15 protein-coding genes are annotated in these 20,966 nt (G+C 49.7%); 3 read left to right on the top strand and 12 right to left on the bottom strand.

Annotation, left to right across the window (positions count from 1 at the left end):
* Nucleotides 1-77: 77 nt before the first annotated feature.
* The 10 genes from csx2 (HMPREF9141_RS00745) to HMPREF9141_RS00700 all read right to left on the bottom strand — a co-directional run bounded on the left by csx2 (HMPREF9141_RS00745) (nucleotide 78) and on the right by HMPREF9141_RS00700 (nucleotide 14,975).
* Nucleotides 78-1,772, bottom strand: a complete 1,695-nt coding sequence (csx2, locus tag HMPREF9141_RS00745) for a TIGR02221 family CRISPR-associated protein (RefSeq protein ID WP_007366466.1) — start codon at nucleotides 1,770-1,772, stop codon at nucleotides 78-80.
* Nucleotides 1,773-1,780: 8 nt separating this feature from the next.
* Entirely contained in the window at nucleotides 1,781-3,031 is a 1,251-nt protein-coding gene (gene csx2 / locus HMPREF9141_RS00740; RefSeq protein WP_007366465.1) for a TIGR02221 family CRISPR-associated protein, read from the bottom strand.
* Between the two features lie 6 nt (nucleotides 3,032-3,037).
* Nucleotides 3,038-5,416: a TIGR03986 family type III CRISPR-associated RAMP protein gene (locus HMPREF9141_RS00735; RefSeq protein WP_007366464.1), complete on the bottom strand. Its 2,379-nt coding sequence runs from the start codon at nucleotides 5,414-5,416 to the stop codon at nucleotides 3,038-3,040.
* Between the two features lie 3 nt (nucleotides 5,417-5,419).
* Nucleotides 5,420-5,836 carry a TIGR04423 family type III CRISPR-associated protein gene (locus HMPREF9141_RS00730; RefSeq protein WP_007366463.1) on the bottom strand — a complete coding sequence of 139 codons (417 nt, stop codon included), beginning with the start codon at nucleotides 5,834-5,836 and terminating at the stop codon, nucleotides 5,420-5,422.
* A complete protein-coding gene (locus HMPREF9141_RS00725; RefSeq protein ID WP_007366462.1) occupies nucleotides 5,817-7,205 on the bottom strand; it encodes an RAMP superfamily CRISPR-associated protein in 1,389 nt (462 codons plus the stop codon). Before HMPREF9141_RS00725 ends, HMPREF9141_RS00730 begins: the two co-directional genes overlap by 20 nt.
* 14 nt (nucleotides 7,206-7,219) lie before the next feature.
* On the bottom strand, nucleotides 7,220-8,668 hold the full coding sequence (locus HMPREF9141_RS00720; RefSeq protein ID WP_007366461.1) for a hypothetical protein: 1,449 nt from the start codon (nucleotides 8,666-8,668) through the stop codon (nucleotides 7,220-7,222).
* A gap of 4 nt (nucleotides 8,669-8,672) precedes the next feature.
* The gene (locus tag HMPREF9141_RS00715) at nucleotides 8,673-9,221 is read right to left on the bottom strand and encodes an RAMP superfamily CRISPR-associated protein (protein WP_040554117.1); all 549 of its coding nucleotides are present in this window, start codon (nucleotides 9,219-9,221) and stop codon (nucleotides 8,673-8,675) included.
* A 1,075-nt stretch (nucleotides 9,222-10,296) separates the two neighbouring features.
* Nucleotides 10,297-11,799, bottom strand: coding sequence for a DUF5687 family protein (locus tag HMPREF9141_RS00710; protein ID WP_007366457.1), 1,503 nt, complete (start codon nucleotides 11,797-11,799; stop codon nucleotides 10,297-10,299).
* On the bottom strand, nucleotides 11,800-12,414 hold the full coding sequence (gene lolA1 / locus HMPREF9141_RS00705; protein ID WP_040554315.1) for an outer membrane lipoprotein periplasmic chaperone LolA1: 615 nt from the start codon (nucleotides 12,412-12,414) through the stop codon (nucleotides 11,800-11,802). It lies immediately after the preceding gene.
* Nucleotides 12,415-12,512: 98 nt separating this feature from the next.
* Nucleotides 12,513-14,975, bottom strand: a complete 2,463-nt coding sequence (locus HMPREF9141_RS00700; RefSeq protein ID WP_007366455.1) for an FtsK/SpoIIIE family DNA translocase — start codon at nucleotides 14,973-14,975, stop codon at nucleotides 12,513-12,515.
* 105 nt (nucleotides 14,976-15,080) lie between these two features.
* Here HMPREF9141_RS00700 and HMPREF9141_RS00695 point away from each other — a divergent pair, with 105 nt between their 5' ends.
* The 3 genes from HMPREF9141_RS00695 (at nucleotide 15,081) to tilS (ending at nucleotide 18,447) form a co-directional block, all read left to right on the top strand.
* Nucleotides 15,081-15,755, top strand: a complete 675-nt coding sequence (locus HMPREF9141_RS00695; protein WP_007366454.1) for a 3'-5' exonuclease — start codon at nucleotides 15,081-15,083, stop codon at nucleotides 15,753-15,755.
* Between the two features lie 129 nt (nucleotides 15,756-15,884).
* Complete coding sequence (locus HMPREF9141_RS00690; protein ID WP_007366453.1) at nucleotides 15,885-17,087, top strand: class I SAM-dependent rRNA methyltransferase; 1,203 nt, start codon at nucleotides 15,885-15,887, stop codon at nucleotides 17,085-17,087.
* Entirely contained in the window at nucleotides 17,077-18,447 is a 1,371-nt protein-coding gene (gene tilS / locus HMPREF9141_RS00685) for a tRNA lysidine(34) synthetase TilS (RefSeq protein WP_007366452.1), read from the top strand. Before HMPREF9141_RS00690 ends, tilS begins: the two co-directional genes overlap by 11 nt.
* 1,263 nt (nucleotides 18,448-19,710) lie before the next feature.
* Here tilS and HMPREF9141_RS00680 read toward each other — a convergent pair.
* Nucleotides 19,711-20,226 carry a hypothetical protein gene (locus tag HMPREF9141_RS00680; RefSeq protein WP_007366449.1) on the bottom strand — a complete coding sequence of 172 codons (516 nt, stop codon included), beginning with the start codon at nucleotides 20,224-20,226 and terminating at the stop codon, nucleotides 19,711-19,713.
* Between the two features lie 149 nt (nucleotides 20,227-20,375).
* The gene (ruvC, locus tag HMPREF9141_RS00675) at nucleotides 20,376-20,951 is read right to left on the bottom strand and encodes a crossover junction endodeoxyribonuclease RuvC (protein WP_007366448.1); all 576 of its coding nucleotides are present in this window, start codon (nucleotides 20,949-20,951) and stop codon (nucleotides 20,376-20,378) included.
* Nucleotides 20,952-20,966 lie beyond the last annotated feature (15 nt).

Below are 20,966 nucleotides of genomic sequence, written 5' to 3'. Positions count from 1 at the left end.
TCCATACGGCTTTGCCAGGGTTTGATGCCTGCACCTTCCGGAGGCCGGTTTCACGCCAGACCGGGGGCTTCCGTATTCTAATATTCTCTGAACCGGACGAAGGAGAACTGAGCCAGTTTCCGGTCGCCGTCCAGTTCTTCCACGATTCGTTCTGAAGTTGAGGCTACACAGCACACCCCCGCCTCCTTGAGCTGACGGGCGACATGATAGCAGAAGGTCATCTCACCCATGATGTGTACCGTAAGCCCCCTCGCAGGGTAGTGCTTCAGAATGTCGTCAACATAGTCCGTCGCCATTGCCTGCACATCCCCGGCAGAAAGCTCCGGACTGATGTCCGGGAAAGGCATCTCCTCCAGTCCGCCGTATTCCTTTGCCGCAGCAAGCTGTGCGGATGACCATGTGGAGAGGGGATGGTTAGAGAGGTTGAGGAATGTAAAAACAGGCCGGGCAGTCTGGCGAGAATTTCCGGAAAGGACAATGCCGTTTACTTTTTCGATTCTTTCTCCAATCTTGCTGATAATTCCCTCTGCCTTCATGGGGTTGTTACGGAAGCCCGCATGGTTGAAATCATTTCTTATGTCGGTAGCAACCATGAAACTACTGGAAAGCTCTGCGACGAGAGGGAGACTGATAAGCTTTCTTACCTCGTTAAGTGCTTCGTCCTCTTTGCCGAATGGAGGGAGTTTCCAGCTGTCCTCTGCCTGCTGTTTCCTGTTTGCGACAATATGAAAGGCGGCATTGACGAGGTTCCTGGCGTTCTTGTCGGTTATAGACAGTCCTGAAAGTTGACAGATATAGGTGACTACCGTCTCCTGTAAGATGGTGATAGCCTGCTGGTACATCTGATTGTCATAGCACCATTTTGCCGCACATAATCCGTTGGTGATGTCGGCCTCATCTGTAAAGTCTGAAAATGATTGTTCTATTTTGTGGACAACAGGTATCAAAGGTTTTATGATGTCTTCAGACAGTTCGCCGATTATTTGCCTCAGACCGGAGATATCGTTGTCCTGTGTGATGGAAAGTCCACGACACATCTGGAGGTTATTGGTTATTGTCTGCAGTGACTTGGAAAATGTCTTCAGGTTTTTAGCCTGTTCGTCCCGTCCCTGTGTCTCACTTAGGATGGGTCCGTAGACCTGTGTAGTGAGGTGTACCAGATGTTCGCTATGGCCGTTGCGCAGGAAGTCGGCAGCGGCGAATGTCCAGTCCTGCAGCACTGTCAGGGGCAGGAGGTTGACGATGGGTGACCCCTCCTCATTCCGTGCTTCATAATTTCCATAGGATATATGTGCGATGTGTACGTTCTTCAGAAACTTCGCATAATTGCCGAGGACAAGGACGAGCATGGGAAGATAGCGGAAGCTGTGGGTGAGATCGAAGTAAAGTTCGTCCCCCTCCTGTATTTGAGAGAAGATGGTCTGGAATATCTTCCACATCTCGTTTTCGTCTTTTCCATTGAGTATAGGGACCGGATGGATTTTCGGCAGTAATTCCATCTGTTGGAGAAGGGTGTTCAGCCCCTCGTAGGGAATCATATCATCTGAATGCGGGCTTTTACGTGATGTCGCATTCCAATTGAGTTCCTGTGCCTTCTCTGTGAGTAGTATGCAGATCTCGTCGTTTTCTGTCCAGGTTTCCTTGCAACCGATCAGTTCGAGTGTCGCCTGCTGGATGAATCTTGTTTCAGACGATCTGAACGGGCCTTGTGTATATACTCCTTTTTCGTATAATCCTGTACCGAGTACGGATATGAACAGTTTACGTGCCATAAATGTTTTTATTTGATGATGGTCGTCAGGGCCTTAAGATACTTTTTGAGCAGGTCGATCATCCTCATGGGTTTCTTGTCTGTTTCAAGTGAATGAGCAAGACAGTTCCTGACGCTGTTGGCTTTGCGGAAGATGTCTGTAAGCCCGGCATCAATTTTCCACGAGCTGGTGTTCTCCCGTAAAGCTTTCTTTGCTTCTTCCCTTGTTTCGTAGTCTTCCCATGGCTTATGGTTTATCTCGCAAGCATAAGTAATGATACTCTCAATGACAGAGATGTAAGCAGCCGTGTAGTTACAATGCTCACACTGCCATTTTGCCAGTCGGAGCTGGAAGAGGGCATGTGAACTGATGTCACCGAACTGTTCGATGAATGTATTGATGATAGGAGTGATGATGAGACCCGGTATCAATGACCGGTATTTCGTATTCCTGATAGCTTTCAGGTTTTTCACCTCTTTCTGCAACAACCCTAAGTGATTCAGATTCATTAGATTGGAAAAACGGCGGAGGCGTTCGCTGACACTTTTGTTCTCGCTTTCAATCAGATCGGCAATCTGATAGGCATTGCCATAGTTCTCGAAGGCATAGGCACCAGTAATCCATTTGCTGATGTCGAGCATGCTTCCGAGTTCTGTCACAGGGGTATAACCGAGTTCTTTCGACACTTCCATCATGCCATAGTAGACGTGTGATATGCGTATGTCCTTGCGGCTGACTGTCTGAAGATAAATGAGGAGATTCATCAGCAGGATGGGGAGCGAACGGAAGGAATGAGTTATGTCGACGACCAGTTCGTCCCTTTCGTTCAGTTCTTCTTCAATAGCCAGAACGGTATTGATGTTTTCCTGGATTTCTTCATCTGTGATGCCGTATTTGATCAGGATAATCTGAGCATCCTTCCCGATGGACCGCTCGATGAGTTTTTTGTACGGGATGTCCAGAGAGGATGAATGCCCGGCTTTATTGCAGTGCTCGAGGATTTCAAAGTACTTGTCTTCATCAAGCTGCTTCCCGTCCTTTTCGGTAAAGTATCTGTAGACTTCTTCCCACATAGAATGGACTGTGCCAATCAGTATTATCTTGTCGATATTGCTGTGCTCGGCAAGTGCGGCGGCGACAAAGGTGTGTTCTTTTATATCACCGTTGTTGAAACGATACCTGGCGGTACGGTATTGACGTTCGCTGCTGGAAGGAGCATTGTTGCCTGTACCTGTCTTCAATGCACCTGTCCCGAGAAATGATATAAGTATTTTCGACATAGAACCTTATCGTTTAAGATAATCTTTTATGTTATCGGCATTTATCTCTATCCCAAGGATTTTCGAGGCTTCTTTCCATTTGAATTTCCTCTGGTCGGCTTTCTTTGCATTCACATATAACTCTGCAAGGGCGGCCGCACCTGTTTTCTGCTCTTCTTCCGTGAGTGCGGTTCTTCCGTTGTCGTATGCTGCGCACCACTTCTTCCATTTCCTCATGCGTCCATCCCAAACACCATAAGAGGTGAGGGAGGTGAGAAGGCGGGCAATGCCAGTAAGGAAATCCTGTCTGTCTTTGTTGGCTAGAATCGCATCCTCTAGTGTCGTCCGTCTGGTAGCCCATTCCGTCTTCAATTCATAGTAGAAGTCTCTTCGTTCCCTATTCTTTTCCTTTTCATATTTCTCTTGAAGTTCCTCTTTTAGCTCATGGAAGTTCTGGAGAGCCTCTTGCGGCGGCATTGAAAGGAGTTTATCAAAGCGTCTGTTGTAGGATTCGCGTATCTCAGCATTCTCTGCATCTATCATGGGTCTGTATATTTCTTCACCACGTGCGTATAACGACTTTAGGTGGATATTTGCTGCCAGAATCTGTCGGGCTGGGGGGAGATATTCATGTGCTTTTTTTGCTTTCACAAATTCGTTGCTCCCTTTCATGTCCATTGTCATGTATTCGAATGAGCTGCCTTGAACATTTTTGGAAGCCATCGCCAAAAGCGTCACGACCTGTCCTGACGTGGCCCAGGGTGTAAGCTGCCCGGAGACCGAAAGGGTAGTAAGTTCTTTTGTCATGGCATATTCAAAACAGGCCATGTAGTATTCCAGATCATTATTCTTGTTGTCACAGTCGAGTTCAATGTGGAAACTCGTCTTGCCGAATCCGTAGGGTTTCCCCTGTCCCAGACTGTGATAACAGTCCGGGGTTCCATGGTATGTAAGCGCAGAAAGCAATGCACCGAGTTCGACTGGGCGTAAGTTGTGGAATGTGATACGACTATGGAAAGCAGCACCGGCTTTGACAGGATGGATGACTGTGTTCATCTTCTCTTGATCCATCGCATTCCGCCATGTATGTTCACGGATATAATAACGCTTCCATCCTGCCGGTGTTCCATCATTGTAAGTGCTGTATTCCGTGACAATTCCATTTTTCCCATTTTGCCGGATATAAATAGGGTAGTAGGAGGCCTTGGGCGAGTTGAGCACTAAGGTGACATCTTCATCGGGCTGCGCATCCTCCGAAAAGGCGTTGCCGAACTGCACTCTCCCTTTCAGGCTCTTATCCTTGGACGTGTATCCGAAGATACATTGTGCGAGGTCGATTCCATTCTGCCGGTGTGCTTTAGGAAGTGCCTCATAGGGTGTCCGTTCATAGGGCAGCTTGTAAAGGTAAGCCATGCCGAAATCCTTTATCCCTGTCTCCTCAATCCTGAAAAACACGGGAACTCCCTGTGAAGTCTCAATCGCCTTCTTGATTCGTTTCCACTCTTCAGAACCCTGATAGATAAATTTGTAGTGCTCGAAAGTCTCTTTTGAAAGGTCATATACTGTTTGCTTCTTTGTATCATCATAATCAGCAAAAACGAACTCATAATACTTTCCTTTCGGTGTGGTCTTTTCAGAAGTTCCCTTTTCTTCTTTGCTTACCCGTTCTGTCCAGTGATTCGGTTGCCCTGTCAGCACGATGGTTCCTGTAATGTTTCCTGTTTCCGACACGAATACTCTTCGAGAGCTGTTCTTCGTACAGTTTTCTTTGTCAATTTCAAAGGACAGATTGTCAGTAGGGACACCCGCCTCGTTCATGAGATGATATTTGAATGCAGCAGTCTTGGGGTCGTAACCGGCTATTTTCTCGTTCAAGTTTAATTTGTGTTTCTCGGAGAAATAACTTTCCATAATATTTCTTCCGATGTATTCATCAAGACGCTTATGACTGATACGGTAGGGCTTTCCACAGTCTCTGATCTCGTAGTTTTCCCCTTTCCGCCTCAGCCATCCGCAATAAATCGCATCTGGAGTGGATTTGATGGGATAAAGACCGCTTATCCCCATCTCTCGCTGTGCGAATAGCATTCTTCGGTCTACATCCAACTTGGAGAAACTCAATATCTCCAGTATATTACGTACCTCTCCCTTGATGGATGTACCCGGGATGAAATAACGGTCTGCAATATTTGAAAAGCTCTTATAGACAGCATTCTTGTCATCGGCATCCTGCTTTGTGTGTCCGTTACGGACAAATGTCGGCGTATGGGTCGTTATGGCCAGATGAATGACTCCGCAGATACCATCTGAAAAGGGTATGTCGTGGGATATTTGTCCGCTCCAGTCAGGGAAATATACATTGTCAGAGACGGGGATAAAGTTAAATGGTGATTTTATGTAAGTCATAATCTATTCCTCCTTCGTTTTGAATCCGACAAACAGTTCTTTTTCTACTTCCTGTACATTCATGCTGTGACAGGCGGGGTCGGGAGTCTCCGTCCAGTAACGGAGGAACTCAGCCCACAGGGCATCCGAATCGTCCATGCGCTGGGTGAGATAGCACAGGCGGTTCGTGTCCTTGCTGTTGAAGTCGGATGGCTTCACCTTGTCTATATAAATACGGTATCGTCCATCAACATACTTTATGCTGATGGAAATGCCCTTCTCATGGTTGAACAGATAGCCTTCTGCCACAAACGGGTTATGGCCTTCGAACAGCTGTCTGTCGATCAGTGACTCGGGGTGGAATACCTGTGGATGGTTCTCGTTGCTCATCCACAGATAACCCTCGTAAGGTTGGTTGAAATCAATATTTATATCCATCATAGATTGTTTCTCCGTTTTTATTTAGTTTCCCTTTGAATGTTCCGTTGCCGCGATTCACGCCGCCTCCCAGCGGCAGATAGCCTTTGCAGAGGTCGGTCAGCGCTGCTTCAAAGGCTTTGACGATTTTTCCGTCTTTTTCATCTACAGCCGTTTTTCGGAGCATCAATTCAAGGTTGAAAGTCTTTCCGGATGCATAGAGTACTTCCTCAGAGAAGAGTGCTCCGTCAACCGCTCCACCTGTAAAACGGTCTATCTTGACATGATTGAGCACTTTCTTTTCGAGGGATGCTTCCTGCTTCTCGATGACATCAGAGAAAAGAATGTTCCCTCGCTGCTTGTTCTTTCCTTTGCGGTCGCCTTCAGAACCGAATAAAGTCTTTACGGCTTTGTTTTCTTTGCCGGTATTCTTTTCAAGTTCCTCTGCGGTCTTTTTATCTGCAAATACTCCTTCCAACCGGTTGTAATGATAGGCCGTGCGGTGTGCCAGTGCGCCTTTGACGGAGGAGGCCGGGATGAGTATCACTCGTTCCAGCTCCTCAACAGTTGCTTCTCCCCTGTCCCATGATGTGACGACCGGTTCCCGCACAAAGGTCATGTCCGACCGGTCGTCGCCGAAACCGGAGCCGAAAAACATGAAGTCGACAGGCCTTAGTTCCAGTGTGTATAAGATGCAGTCAGGATCTATTGCTGCAGATGGTGTGTGCGGCCTGTACCCTTCCCATGCTTTCGCCAGTGACGAGGACTTCCCAAGGTAAAGCGCCAACTCGTCCGGTACACAGAGATCCAAGTCCCTCCGAAGGATGCCGACAACTTCTATCTTCCCGAATCCGCTCCGGCTTCCACTGCCGATACGGAATCCATCCGATTGGATGATGGAAAGTATCGTGTCCATTATGCCGGGCTTGTCTTTCTCTGCCATCAGCTCTATCTCGAAACAGAAACGTACGCCTTTCGGCACGATTTCTTCATCGAACTTACCGTTTTTCACAGCCGTTCCCTGCTGGTTGATGCGTACATGCTGGCGGATGGGCAGTTCATGACATAGCCGCGTTACTGCATCTTCGTCAAGGTTCAGTCCGTCAATAGGATTCCTGTCGGCCGACAATATCTTGCCTTCAGACAGCATGATTCTCGATCCCTCTCCATCCTTCTTCTTCTGAAATCCCATCCAATACTCCTGTAGTTCCTCTGGGAGTGAATGTCGGATAAGTCCTGCCAAGGTCGTTGCAGGGATGTAAGGCAGTTCGTTTATATCTTTTGCAACGACCGAGTCGGTCTTGATGTCCTTGTTCCCGCTTCCGATTGCAAGCGGCGTTTCTGTTTCCAGGATGATTCTTGCCAGTTGCCTGTATCTATATGTATGCTCCATATTGGTTCATTGTTTTATGGTTTACAAATCTTCGCCATTTCCGATGCCAGGTTGATGACAGCCTCCTGCAGATGTCCCTTGAGTTCCTCGTTCTCCAAGAATTCCCAGAGCCTTTCCTTTCGTCCACGTTGATCCCATTTTTCTGATGCCGTTCCGTGGTTGATATAGCCTTTTCCCTCCTCGTCTTGTTTCCTGCTGCCGATGATTTCTTTCAGCTTCTCTTCATCTTCGTAGACCATGGCAAGACTGCGGATGCTTCCCCATTGCGAGGCGAACACATCTTGCTTAAACAGTCTCTTGTTCGCTTCTACAAACTTGTTTACATCCGTGATGATAATATTCTGTTTTTCAGCATCTTCCTTTCTCTTTTGCAGGAATCGTACCAGGCTGCTGTCTACTCCTTTTTCTCTCTTTTCGCAGGCAGGCTTCTCCTGTTTGACAAACTGGAAGATAGAGTGCCCCTCCTTGTCGCCCTGCAGGAAAACCGGGTTGTAGACAACCTGTCCGAACCCTTCAGTCAGATAGCAGCCTACGGTGCCTGTTGCAGGCGGCATACAGTCTGTTTCCACAAGAAAGACACTTCCTTTCTCTATTCCGCAGCGGTCAGCATCGAACGCCTGCCGCTTGTAGTTCCACGGCGCATACTGGAAGGTGCGAATCTGAGACCGTCCCCAGTCAATCTCTCCATGCTCTATCCCGAGGTCGGCAGGCTGTGGCCGGAACGTGCTGTTTCCATACCCGTCGAAAAAGACAAGGCGGCTGTCTGCATACACGGCGACGTACTGCCGGCTGCCAATGTGCAAGGGACTCTGCAGGGTGGCGGCTTCTGCAAAACCACACTCTGCTATTTCCACGCATCCGTACTGTGCAGAACGTGAGCGTCCCACATGATGAAGTCCGCAGATGGCTTTGACAATGGCGTCTTTATACGCTTTTGCCTCCTCGTCAATCTCAATGGAGAACAGCAGGACGAGTCCTCTGCAAAGAGCTTCGTAGCCGAATATCTGGTTGTCCATCGGCCTCCGTGTGTCGCTGTCGTATGCCGACTTGACGGTAAAGTCTTTGTCGACGGTAATCTGCGTGGCAATATGCTCTGGACCGAAAGTGCAGAAGCCTTCCCGGCATTGTCTCAGCTGCATTTTCCTGGCGGCATCCTCCTCTACGAGGTAGCGGACATAGCAGCCGCCCTCTATGCCTTTCAGTTTCGGATAGAAGAGTGAGGCGGGTATGCGCAGCCCCCTTGTTCCGTTGGCTGAAGGATGGGCATCACCGAAGCGGACGTGTCCGCTGTGGAAGATGAGCCATGCTGCTTCATCCGTCTCCTTATATAATTGCGATGCCACAATCCCCAGAAAGTTGTTTCCCGGAATGAAGTCCAGACTTCTTCTTTTCCCTTCTGTTGCCGACGAGGCGTTCAGGACAATGTCTGAAAGCAGCTCGCATCTGAATTGTATCTTTTCCATAGTCTTAATCTTCTTTTGTTATCTCACAACGTCCGTAGCCGCGGTTGCGTCCCAGCCCCATCCGCTTGATCCATCTGAAGGCATGGGTCAGTACCTCTACATCTCGCTCGTCGACATTCATTACCGTGCCGTAGACGCAGCAGGGCAGCGTAGTCTCCACCTTCCGGAGCGAATGGTCTTTTGCAATACCGTCCGCCCCGATGGCTGTCGATGCCACCGACCGGTAGAGATGTGGCGTGAGCTTCTGGCTGATGATGGCATCCCGTTCTCCTTTGTCGAGTGTCGCATTGGTGAACGATACACTCCTGAACTCGAGGCCGTCTGCGCTACCTGCCTGTCCGAAAAGCCGGTGAACGCTCTCCTCTGGAACATCCATGAGCTGGTCGAGCATGGCAGCTGCCTCACGGAGCAGTCCCTTTACGGTGCGTCCTGGCACATAGGGCAGACCGTCTCGGTCCTTGATGACCAGTTCGTCGGTATCGGCACCTGCGGCAAGTCCCGATCCACAGTGCCAGCTGGAAAAAAATGTGGCACTTCCGAAATATGGAGTGATGGAGTAAGCCTACTACATAATATGTCACGCAGAGAATCTGAGAACACTCTAAACACCACGGAATTGCCGATGGCACAAAAGGGCGAAAGAGAAGTAACGTACGGATCTCTTCTATTTTCGGGATCAACGTCTTTCACCATTCTCACAGATAAATGCTCTGGTAAATCTCTCAGATAACCCTCCGCTCCACGCCTCCGTTATAGGGTTTTACCTCTACTCACCGCCTCTGTGTGATATTTCATCAAAGTCATCAACTTATGGGACAAACTTCATCACGCCAAATTCCTGAAGACTCGGCAAAGAGACGTCGGCAAGTGCTTCGCTGCATGTCAACAGTTGGGTAACAGGTTTATTCTGCCAGTGATAATTTGTGATGACAGCAGGAAGAGCAGAGATTCTGATTGTAATAATAAAGTCATGCAGGATTTTACAGGTGCCTGACAACGTTGCAACCAAGGCTTGACAGGGGTGCAACCAAGGCTTGATAGGAGGTTTAAAGGGCGTTAGTTGGAGTGCGACCAAGCATTGATTAGCTTACTGTTCTGCAACCGGTTGACTGTGTGTCGGTTGTGTGTGAGGATTTTTAGGGTATTTGTTGAGGATTAAAATCGCTTCCCAGCTTACAGTGTAAAGATATTTCACCGCACAGGCTCATTTACCAGAGTGCTTTTCCCGGATTGTTGGAAAAGTCGGTACGTGTCTGCATCCGGCGAATGTTTCATTCATTACCCGGCGGTGGAAGAGGGTTGGGTAACAGGCTGATGATAAGAAGGCAGATGGTCTGTTTCAGCGTAGAAAGGAAATCGGACGGATGTCATTCTATGAAAAAAAAGAAAGCAGCATGCCGTAACACGAGACCTTCGCCGACCTTGTTTACACGGAGGAAGCGTTGTTGACTGTCAATGAATCGCTTGTTTCGTCACCGCTTAGCAAAGGGTTTTTGACGTGGCTCCAAGATGTCTGTTTTAGTGTGTCTTCCGGCCGCATTGTCACTGCGCTTTTGGAAGCCAGTCGATGCAATCTGCTTTTTCAGGTTTCCGGGAAGCTCATGTCGGGTAGACTTTTCCGGACGTGTTTATCTGCTTATCCGGAAGCCTTCTATCTGTTCGTATTGTCTTTCCTTCATTTTCCCGCAGATCCTGCCTATCCATCGGCGGTGGGTAAAGATGAAGCTGCAGCCGAGAAGGGAGAGAACCGTATGCGTAAGCAGGGGACGGCCAAGCCACCAGCTGCCCAAGGCGATGACGGGAAACGGACTGAAAAGAACCAAGAAAGGCACGACTGACAGAAGGTAAGGTGCTCCGGAACGTTTCCCGGTATGGACGGTGTTCAGGGGCTGTGCCACCTTATTATATACAGCCATCTGAAAGAGGGTGCGGTAGCAGACTCCGGCTGTGTACAGCGCATAAGCAATGATTGTCCACGGACTTATCGTGCCAAGGATCGCGGCAGGCAGCAACAGGAGAACCGGTAGCAGCAGCAAGGCGGCATAAAAGTAATATTTCGCAAGCAGCAGGGTGTACAGGCTGTTTCGCTGCATGAGCAGGCACTCAAAGTAGTTGCCTTCAACACTCATGATTCTTGTGAGGAAAGCAATGCCATAGATGGTGAAACAGTAAAAAAGGAAAAAATGGTTCTCTCCGTTTCCCACCCCGATTCCGAAGCATGTGCTCAGTGCGTAAAGGATGATGAATGCCGTATCGGCGATAAAGATGTATCGTAACCGTTTGTTTCGGAGAATGCTCCTTGTCTCGAGCTTGAAGTATTCTCCCAGAAGATGGAACCGTTCGAAGAAAGTGAGCGGAAGGGGGGCTTCTTTCCTGTAGACAGCTGCCGGGGTGAGGTATTGTTCGTGACGGATCTGCCATTGAAGAACACGCCTGTTCAGGTCGGCCAGCAGGAACAGCAGGGAGAACAGAGTCGTATAGACCCATAGATTCCAGGTCATCAGGGCATTCCCGATGAAACCGAAGGAATCGACATAGGAACGAGGGGTGGGGAAGAAGAAGATGGTCGCTGCGGCAGACAGGTAGACGGCCGTCGGAAGCAGCCAGTAATAGATTCTGTGTGCAATGAGCACTTGTGTGATTTGGAAGAACTGTCCGTTGACAAGCAGCAGCAGATACAGGCCGACCGTATAACCGGCCATGGCTCCTAAGCCCGACTCCGGGACGACGGTTTTAAGGCCGAAAGGAATACAGAGAAACAGGAAAAAAGTGTTCTTGAAATCTGTCAGCTGGCGGACAACCAGATAATCTGCGTAGATGTTTCCCGGCAGCGGCAGCAGGAGGTAGGGGCGCACCTGCATCAGCCTGCGGTTGTCGGACGCATAGCGAAAGAAGTAATCGAAGAAGAGCAGGAGCGGGAGCAGCGCATAGATGAATCGGTAGCCGCCGATGTCCGAACTGGCGACGAGATCCGCCATTTCTGCCCCTGCCCATCCCATGTATACACAAACAAAAACAGCCAACACGTAGTAAAGATACCTTCCTGCGTTGTTGGCTTGCCATTTAGGATTCCTCCTGTCCGAGAGGCAGAAGTGCGTATGTAGGGTGTAAAGTGCTTCCCAATAAGTCATTTACCGTAAGTCTATGATTTCAGCAGACGGATGGCTTTTCCTGTTGAAAGTGAAGATGGCATCGGAGAGATTCCTGCGCTGGATGCCTGTCACGGTGATGGTAGTCCATTTACCGCTTTGCTTCATCCTGACACCCTGTAACTGGTAGTTCCTGCTTACCGTCACATAAACCTCAGACACGCTCCGTCTGGCATCAAGCGCCTTCATGTGTACCACGTAGGCGTTGCCTTTGTCTGTCATCGAGAGGCTGTACCCCTGCCGGTACATCGTCAGTAAGGTGTAAGGATTCATCGAGAACCGCTGCGCCTCGGTGGGCGTGGAGATGTTCACTTCATTGGTAGACTTCATGTACGACCACTGGGTTTTCCCGTTGAACCAGATGGTCATCTGCGGGGTGGAGGCTACGAACTTCGTGCCTTTTACGGATATTGTGCCCGAAGTCCTTCCTACGGCTCCGGGTCTGGACAGTGCAAAGCGGGCGGTAATGCCTCCCCGGCTGGATACGATGGCTGTGGCTTTGTCCAGACAGGCCTTGGCCTGGCTGGAGTTCTGTGCGAGAATACTGTTTGCCGCAAAGAGGACGGACAGTAATAAGAAATACTTGATCTGTTTCATCGTTATGATGTTTACGCTGTTTTGTTCTTTACCGTTCTGGTCAGCAAGGGGACGGTTGAACGGTGTTCTCCATCCGTTTGTCGACCGCCTGTAACACCTCATCCGTGCAGAGAAGCGAGCATGTTGTCGAGGCTTACCTCATCCCCGATCAGTACCTCACGCGGCTTCGAGCCTTTGGCAGCTCCTACGATGCCGGCTTTCTCCATCTGGTCCATCAGCCGGCCGGCACGGTTGTAGCCGATGGACAGGCGGCGTTGGATCATACTCGTCGAACCCTGCTGGCTGATGACAATGGCACGTGCGGCCTCTTCGAACAACGGGTCGAGACTGTGCGTATCCAGTGAACCGCCTCCGCTCACCTCATCTTCTGACAGCGGCTCCGGAATCTCCAAAGGATGTACCGGCCCCAGCTGGTTGGCGATGAATTTCGTTATCTTCTCCACCTCGGGAGTATCCACAAAGGCACACTGCACGCGCACAGGATCGGCGCCGTTGAGATAGAGCATGTCACCGCGTCCGACAAGCTGCTGCGCCCCCGGACGGTCGAGGATGATGCGGGAATCCATCATGGCACCGACACGGAAGGCGATACGGCCCGGGAAGTTCGCCTTGATGTTGCCGGTGATGATGCTGGTGGTCGGTCGCTGTGTCGCAATGATCATGTGGATGCCGACGGCACGTGCCAGCTGGGCTATACGGGTGATGGGCATCTCCACTTCCTTTCCGGCAGTAAGTATCAGGTCGCCGAACTCGTCGATGATGACGACGATATAGGGCATGAACTCGTGTCCGTCCTCGGGATTCAGCCTGTGGCTGAGGAACTTCTGGTTGTATTCCTTTATGTTTCTCACGCGGGCTGCTTTCAGCCTGTCGTAACGCTCATCCATGAGCACGCACAGGCCTTTCAGTGTCTTCACGACTTTCTGCACATCAGTGATAATCGGTTCTTCCTCGTTCTCTTCGACGGCCGCCATGAACGGTTTGGCTATCGGTGAATAGACACTGAACTCAACTTTCTTCGGATCGACAAGTACGATTTTCAGCTCGTTGGGATGTTTCTTGTAGAGCAGGGAGGTGATGATGGCATTCAGTCCGACGGACTTACCCTGACCTGTGGCACCGGCAACAAGCAGGTGGGGAATCTTGGCAAGGTCTACCATATAGACCTCGTTGGTGATGGTCTTGCCCAATGCTATCGGCAGTTCCATCGTCGATTCCTGGAACTTGCGGGAATTGAGGATGGAGTACATGGATACGATGTTCGGCTTGGCGTTCGGCACCTCTATGCCGATCGTTCCCTTGCCCGGCATCGGAGCGATGATACGGATGCCTATCGCCGCCAGACTCAGTGCAATGTCATCTTCGAGGTTCTTGATCTTGGAGATGCGGATGCCTTGTGCCGGAGTGATTTCATAGAGGGTGATGGTAGGCCCGACGGTAGCCCGTATGCTGCGGATCTGTACCCCGAAGTCGTTCAGTACCTTGATGATGCGGTCCTTGTTCGCTTCCAGTTCCTCGTGGCTTACATAGCTCGTCTTGGAGTCGGAATCGTACTCTTTCAGCAGATCGAGTGTCGGAAACTTCCAGTTTGTGAATGGTTCACGGGGATTGATCGGTGTCAGTGGCAGATTGCTGTTTGCCACGGTCCTGCCATGTGCCTGTTCGGTGTCAGGGACTTTTTCCACTTCCAGGCCGGGTGTCTCCTGACCGGCTGTATGCTCCAACGCATCATGGTCGTCAGGAGCATAGAGGGAGTCGGATTCGCGCTGTACGGCAGCTGGCCTTGTGGACAGGTCTATGGGCTGGGCTAGTTCGGAGTCTACCGGTGTCGTCAGGTTGTCGGATACGTTGTCAGCAACCGCCTCATCTGCATACAGTCCGTCCGCAGCGGCTTTGTTGTCATGATGGACTACGGTGAATTTGACCTTGTCGCGTATGTAGCCGACCGGGTTCATCATTTTGCGTACGACCGTGATGGTCTCCGAAGTAAGATAGGTCAGGTAAGCCAGCATGACGATGACCAGTATTGCCATCAGTCCTGTCGTCCCGACAAGATTCTCTATATACTGCACACAGAAGACACCGTGATCTCCGCCGGGATTGAAGACCTGGTCACCCATCAGCGGGGTGAGCAGTTTGGCAAATGTAATCGAGGACCATATCATTACCAATGCCATTCCCATGAACCATTTCATCAGGTTCAGCTTCTTGTAAGCCCCCATCATGCGGAGACCGCAGAGGGTGATGAAGGCCGGGATGATGAAGGCCGGAATGCCGAAACAGCGTGAGATGAGACCGTATGAGAGCAGAGCGCCGAGCGATCCGCACGCATTCTGGAAGACCCTGCCGGTGTTTTCGACCTCACCGGGACGCAGGTCGGTTACTAAACTCTGGTCGGCGGCACCGGTGTTGAAATAGCTGAAGAAGGCCACGCAGATGAAGAGCGCAACACCAAGGAGGATGAGACCGGCTACAAATCCCGTCTTGTCGTTAATGATATTGTTGAGCCCGATTGCCTCTGTAAATGTCTTGCTTTTGCGTTCCGTTTTCTTCTTTGCCATTGGTTCATCTTCGTTTTATCCTTGCAAAAGTAATAAATTCATGCCACATAAGTACAGGATTTCAGACTTTTTTTCTTAATTTTGCAGGTCAGTATACATTCTGAAATGAATAGGGTATTATATAACAAATTCGACAAAAGCAGAATCTCGCAGCTGCCGAGAGTTACTTTTCCGGGGAGAATCGTCGTTGTCCTGAATGAGGCAGAGGCGGAGAAGGCCGTCAATTATCTGCTTTCACGTGACATCATCGGCATTGATACCGAAACACGTCCCACCTTCAGAAAAGGGCAGCACCACAAAGTCGCGCTCCTGCAGGCCTGCGACAAGGAGGTGTGTTTCCTGTTCCGACTGAACCTGTTGGGTATGCCCGACTGCATTAAACGTTTTCTTGAAGATACGACCGTACCGAAAGTAGGGCTTTCCTTGGGCGATGACATGCTGATGCTGCACCAGCGTTCAGCTTTCAAACCGGGCTATTTCATCGATCTGCAGGACTACGTGAAGTCGCTGGGCATCGAGGACATGAGTTTGCAAAAGCTCTATGCCAACGTTTTCCATGAGCGCATTACGAAACGTGAGCAACTGTCGAACTGGGAGAATCAGATCCTCAGTGACAAGCAGAAACTCTATGCCTCAACGGATGCGTGGACGTGCATCAATCTCTATGAACGGCTGCATGAATTGAAACATACTGGTGATTACGAACTGATTGTAGTGCCTCCGAAAGGACAACCGGTTCCTGCCGGGCACAAGGAAAACGTGGAGAGTGCTGCAATCTGACATTTCAGAACCGGGCTGTCCCACGGCGATTGATTTCCCGTGACGTGTAGCAGGGAAATCACTTGGATCCGGTATGGTCCAAGGACTGACAGACCGATGAAACGGGAATAATAGTGAAATTGAAACTTTATGTATAAGCAAATATATCTGAAAAAAGGCAAGGAGGACAGCCTGCTCCGTTTCCACCCCTGGATATTCTCAGGTGCTGTCGATGGAATCGATGAAGGACTTGAAGAAGGTGATACTGTCCGGGTGCTGACACATGACGGAAGATTCATTGCCGTCGGACACTTCCAAATCGGTTCCATCGCCGTCCGTGTCCTTTCTTTCCGTGACGTAGAGATTGACAATACCTTCTGGGAGAGCCGTCTGGAAGCGGCCTTGCGTATGCGGGAAGCCATCGGTGTCGTCTGCGAAGAAGGGGATGCCGACTCCTCGTTTGTCAACACGACCTACCGGCTTGTTCATGGGGAAGGTGACAATCTGCCAGGCCTGATCATCGACATTTATGGCAGAACAGCGGTCATGCAGGCACATTCTGTCGGCATACATGTATGCCGGTCTGTGATAGCAAAGGCCCTTGTGGACGTGATGGGAAACAGGCTGGACAGCATTTTTTACAAGAGTGAAACAACCCTGCCTTTCAAAGCCGATCTCGGACAGGAGAATGGTTTTATCTACGGTGAGACGGATCATGATATTGCGGTTGAGAACGGATTGAAGTTCCATATCGACTGGTTGAAAGGACAGAAGACCGGCTTCTTCATCGATCAGCGCGAGAACCGTTCGCTGCTGGAACGCTATGCCAAGGGGCGCAGTGTGCTCAATATGTTCTGTTATACAGGTGGCTTTTCTGTTTACGCCATGCGGGGCGGTGCGGAACTCGTACACTCCGTGGACAGTTCGGCCAAGGCGATAGAACTGACCACAAAGAATGTAGACTTGAATTTTCCGGGCGATCTGCGTCATGAAGCCTACTGTGAAGATGCCTTCAAGTATCTTGACGAACATGAAGGGAAGTACGACCTGATCGTCCTTGATCCTCCGGCTTTTGCAAAACATCGGAAAGCTCTGAAGAACGGTCTGCGCGGGTACACCCGGTTAAATGTCAAGGGATTTGAGAAGATCAAACCGGGGGGGATTCTCTTTACTTTCAGCTGCTCTCAGGTCGTTACAAAGGACAACTTCCGTCAAGCGGTATTCACGGCAGCTGCACAGGCCGGGCGTAAGGTGCGCATCCTGCATCAGCTCCATCAGCCTGCCGATCACCCCATCAACATCTATCACCCTGAAGGTGAATATTTGAAGGGACTGGTTCTCTATGTTGAATAAAGTCAGACGTTTCATAGCTAACGAACATCTACTGCATGCGGAGGCTCTATACTTAGTCGCCCTGTCCGGCGGTGCAGACAGTGTCGCCCTGCTGTTGACCCTGAAGGAGTTAGGCTATCGTGTTGAAGCTGTACATTGCAACTTCCAACTGCGTGGGGAGGAAAGTCTGCATGATGAACGGTTCTGTCAGGAACTTTGCCGGCGGGAGAACATTCCGCTTCACAAGGTTCATTTTGACACACGGTCCTATGCCACTTTGCATAAGGTGAGCATTGAGATGGCGGCACGCGACCTGCGTTATCATTATTTCTTTCAGTTGAAAGAGACGTTGGGAGCGGATGCCGTCTGTGTGGGACACCACGAAGAAGATTCTGTAGAGACGATCCTCATGAATCTTGTCCGTGGAACGGGGCTCAAGGGGCTGATGGGGATTCGGCCGAAGAAAGATGGTATTGTCCGTCCGCTGCTCTGCGTGTCACGCCATGAAATCGAGGCATATCTCCATGCACGGAATGAACCATTCGTAACGGACAGTACGAATCTTGTTGCCGATGTGGTACGTAACAAGATACGACTGACCATTCTCCCGAGGCTGGCTGAGATAAACCCATCTGTCAATGAGGCCATCCTCCATACGGCAGAACACCTTTCTAATGTAGACAGAATAGTACAGAATGTGCTTCAAAATACTTTGAGAGAGGCGATTATCCCTGTCGATTCAACTATTGGAGAAGAGGATATTCCCTCAACGGATCATGCCTTTAAACTTAATCTGAAGGTCATTCGCCAATTTCCCGCTCCCTCTCATCTCCTTTTTCATGTATTGAGACCTCTCGGTTTTACCCCCTCTCAGATTGAAGAGACGGCCGGGCATCTTGAAGGACAGACAGGACAGGTCTGGACGTCTTCCACACACGAGCTCACACATGACCGTGACGTGTTTTTCGTCATGCCGGTGGAGAAAGAAAGGAAACATACGCTTGTCATGCCTGAACCAGGACGCTATGTCTATGATGACGGCCTTTCCGTACGATTGACACGAAAGCGTCTGCTTCCTTCCCAAAGTCCTTCTTTCTCCCGCAGTCAGACCATTATCGACCTTGATGCCTCTTCCATCCGCTTTCCTTTGACCCTCCGCCGTGCAGCCGAAGGCGACCGCTTTGTCCCGCTCGGAATGGACGGTGCTCAGCTTGTAAGCGATTTTCTCACCAATCTCAAGCGTAACCGTTTTGAGAAGCGAGGACAACTGATCCTGGCAGATGCCACGGGTACGATTCTCTGGGTTCTCGGGCTGCGTATCAGTGATTGTTTCAAAATCACGTCACACACAACCTCCATCCTGCATATCGAACTGCTTTAGCTTTCTTATACGGTGTCTCTCTCCGGTTAACCCGTTATGATTCCGCCCGGCATTCGTATGATCTGCCGTTTCTTCGGTTCTTCCGTTAAATACATAGATTGGAAAAAGAATAAAGGATTATGCGCTTCTATGGTACGGTTGTCCAAAATCAGATAGTCTTGCAAAGGAGGATAAACTACAAGATGAAATGCAGAAAAGGCAAATTGAAACGATGTCCATTTATCAGCAGGTCTTTCTGCCTTCTACAAACAACTTATTCCTATATCATCAGTGTTTGTAAACTGTTTTCATGCAACGCAAAGCAACACATGCTCTTTCAGCTTCTAAAAGATGCCTGATTGACCTGCAACAGGTGCTCTTTCAGCGTGTTACCAACGCCCTTTTGGAGTCCAATCAAGCACCTTTTCAAAACGGATAGACAACCAATTGATTTACTGCTGGTTGCAAACTTGCTTTTGGCACGTGTTTCCTATATCTGCAGATGATTTATCTAAAATTATGTAATGGTTTTTCAAAACCGTGGTCTTCGGGACAGGACGGTCTGTAACTTTTGAGTTGCTGTCCGTTGAAACGTAAATGTCATCGATTTCTGTGCTGAATTTCCTTATAAATCAGTAATGCATCTTGGCCGTAGGGAAGCAAGTCCCCCTTTATTCAATTGATGACGTTAGCCTTTGGCTTTTACTGCATGCCGCTCCCGTTCCGGCAACAGAGGGCAAGACCGTATGCCCTCGACACGTCCCGTGTCCGCTGCCGGCACAATACGTGTCGGGCATCAACACGATGTGTGGCGGACATCAGTATATCGGCAGAAAAAAGGAAGTTCCTGCCATGATCGGCAGGCGAAAAGAGGGCTGTCCTATAGGGAAAATACTACCGGACAGCAACACAGGGCCTGCATCCTCGCATTGCCAATGGCGTAGTATCGGTTTGATGGTCAGAAAATAAAGTTGTAGGCCGGGTGCATGCCGAGGAATTAAACAGAAGGGGAGCCTTGCCTCATCTGCCTATAAGACAGATTTCTCCTTCAAGACGGACGGGAGCGTTATCCCTACGGTGCATCTTCCAATTGATACATTCGGGGGTGTGCCGGGATGCGATTTCAGCCAAAGACAGCTGTCATGTATAAAGAAAAACCGCTGCCAGAGAGCTGATAACTCGATGGTAGCGGTTGTTTTAATGTTTCTGAAGGATAGAAGCTGTCATTATGAAAGGAGACTCTCCACGGATTCTGTGTCTTGACGCACCCGCCTCTCTGTAAGATTATTCTGCAAGTTTCTTTTTTACTTCCGCGAGTGCTGCAATCCAGTCTGTATCGAGCGAGAACTGCGTAAGGTAATCTTCACGGTTGAAATAAGCCAGCACAAGGTCTTGGTCGGGATCATTATACAACGGATGATTGATGCTCGTCTCCTTGAACAGCTTGAGAATGCGATCCCTGTCCCGTTGCTTTGTCGCATGGGCGTATTGGCGTGTAAAGAAGTTGACATACTCGTGCATGCAATAAGACATGGAGTCGAGCTGGGCATTGAGATGGGCGATTTCCTTTTTGGACAGCTGTCGGGTCGTATCAACGATAGCCGATAATGTACGGGTATTCAGATAGGTGATGGCGTCGACCTTGAATGAGGCCGCCTTACGTACATCTACATCCTCTTTGGAATCAGTCGCTACTTTGTAAGCACTGGTATAAATCTGTTTTGAGACACGTTCCTGTTGCGCATTTACAGTCAGCAGTGAAGCGAACAGGAATGTCAGCACCATTAATTTAGTTTTCATACGCTTTGATAGTTTTAATATTGTTACTATATTTTTTCCCCGATGTGATTACCATGCCGGTCTAATCCGCACAAGTTGGACAGCTAACCCCGCCCTAACCATCTGCCTCCGGCACTGTTTCCCTTGAAGATGCAGGCTGCCGTACAAGGTCATCTTATCCGGTCAGCATGTGACTTTGCAAAGTCTTTCCAGGAACCATAATGCCGGGCATCAGTCGTCGGACGGTTCATCTGCAGGAAATGGCAATAAGCAGCAGCGACAGCATCTGTAGCATCCATGAAGTGTGGCATCTGGTCGTCACGCAGGTGGAGCAGCTTCTGTAACATACCCGCCACCTGTTCTTTAGAGGCCGACCCGTTCCCGGTGATGGCCAGTTTGATCTTTAACGGGGCATACTCACTGATCGGGACGTCATGATGAATGGCTGCTGCTATGGCCACGCCTTGCGCACGTCCGAGTTTCAGCATCGACTGCACGTTCTTTCCGAAGAAGGGTGCTTCGATGGCAAGTTCGTCAGGCAGGAATTCATCGATGATGCCGGTGACACGGTCGAAGATCTTGCCCAGCCGTAAGTACACATCTCTCTCTTTGCGCATATCGATCACTCCCATGACGACCAGTTCCGCCTTGTTGCCGCTGACACGCAGCACGCCATACCCCATGACATTGGTTCCCGGGTCGATACCCAGCAGTATTTTTTCAGTCTGTGAACTTCTTGTCTGCATTCTGAATGACTTTGA

Origin of the sequence: Prevotella multiformis DSM 16608 (genome assembly GCF_000191065.1) — a bacterium.
In the GTDB taxonomy this organism is placed as follows: Bacteria; Bacteroidota; Bacteroidia; order Bacteroidales; family Bacteroidaceae; genus Prevotella; species Prevotella multiformis.
Note: the sequence above shows the minus strand (reverse complement) of the source record. Positions and strands in the feature narration are given on the sequence as shown.

What these genes read in the sequence shown, in the direction of transcription:
- csx2 (WP_007366466.1), bottom strand. Translation starts at nt 1,772, where the DNA reads ATGGCACGTAAACTGTTCATATCCGTACTCGGTACAGGATTATACGAA.
- csx2 (WP_007366465.1), bottom strand. Translation starts at nt 3,031, where the DNA reads ATGTCGAAAATACTTATATCATTTCTCGGGACAGGTGCATTGAAGACA.
- HMPREF9141_RS00735 (WP_007366464.1), bottom strand. Translation starts at nt 5,416, where the DNA reads ATGACTTACATAAAATCACCATTTAACTTTATCCCCGTCTCTGACAAT.
- HMPREF9141_RS00730 (WP_007366463.1), bottom strand. Translation starts at nt 5,836, where the DNA reads ATGATGGATATAAATATTGATTTCAACCAACCTTACGAGGGTTATCTG.
- HMPREF9141_RS00725 (WP_007366462.1), bottom strand. Translation starts at nt 7,205, where the DNA reads ATGGAGCATACATATAGATACAGGCAACTGGCAAGAATCATCCTGGAA.
- HMPREF9141_RS00720 (WP_007366461.1), bottom strand. Translation starts at nt 8,668, where the DNA reads ATGGAAAAGATACAATTCAGATGCGAGCTGCTTTCAGACATTGTCCTG.
- HMPREF9141_RS00710 (WP_007366457.1), bottom strand. Translation starts at nt 11,799, where the DNA reads ATGACTTATTGGGAAGCACTTTACACCCTACATACGCACTTCTGCCTC.
- lolA1 (WP_040554315.1), bottom strand. Translation starts at nt 12,414, where the DNA reads ATGAAACAGATCAAGTATTTCTTATTACTGTCCGTCCTCTTTGCGGCA.
- HMPREF9141_RS00700 (WP_007366455.1), bottom strand. Translation starts at nt 14,975, where the DNA reads ATGGCAAAGAAGAAAACGGAACGCAAAAGCAAGACATTTACAGAGGCA.
- HMPREF9141_RS00695 (WP_007366454.1), top strand. Translation starts at nt 15,081, where the DNA reads ATGAATAGGGTATTATATAACAAATTCGACAAAAGCAGAATCTCGCAG.
- HMPREF9141_RS00690 (WP_007366453.1), top strand. Translation starts at nt 15,885, where the DNA reads ATGTATAAGCAAATATATCTGAAAAAAGGCAAGGAGGACAGCCTGCTC.
- tilS (WP_007366452.1), top strand. Translation starts at nt 17,077, where the DNA reads ATGTTGAATAAAGTCAGACGTTTCATAGCTAACGAACATCTACTGCAT.
- HMPREF9141_RS00680 (WP_007366449.1), bottom strand. Translation starts at nt 20,226, where the DNA reads ATGAAAACTAAATTAATGGTGCTGACATTCCTGTTCGCTTCACTGCTG.
- ruvC (WP_007366448.1), bottom strand. Translation starts at nt 20,951, where the DNA reads ATGCAGACAAGAAGTTCACAGACTGAAAAAATACTGCTGGGTATCGAC.